This window comes from Blastococcus sp. KM273129 (genome assembly GCF_021698995.1).
In the GTDB taxonomy this organism is placed as follows: domain Bacteria; phylum Actinomycetota; class Actinomycetes; order Mycobacteriales; family Geodermatophilaceae; genus Blastococcus.
Genome location: NZ_SSXB01000226.1, coordinates 1 through 257, shown reverse-complemented (window position 1 = coordinate 257; position 257 = coordinate 1). Strand labels below are relative to the sequence as shown.

Sequence of the window (257 nt, the reverse complement as noted above, 5' to 3'; positions counted from 1 at the left end):
TCGCGGCTGGTGCGCTCGGGCCGGGCACTGGCGGAGCTGCCGGCGGTGGCCGCCGCGTTCGCCGCCGGGGCGGTCACCGCCGAGGCGGCGGTGGTGATCGCCGCGGTGGCCCCCCGGGCAGCCTGGCCGCCGCCGCGGCCCAGGACGTCGACCTGGCCGGGGTGGACGAGGCGCTCGCGCAGGTGGCCGCGACCCGGCCGCACGCCGAACTGCGCCAGGTCGTGCGCCACCACCTGGCCCGGCTGGACCCCGACGGG

Annotated in this window: 1 protein-coding gene; it reads right to left on the bottom strand. The window is 82.1% G+C overall.

Features of this window, described 5'->3' with window-relative positions:
* On the bottom strand, window positions 1-257 hold a 257-nt coding region (locus tag E9565_RS22125), incomplete at both ends, for a hypothetical protein (protein WP_236836752.1).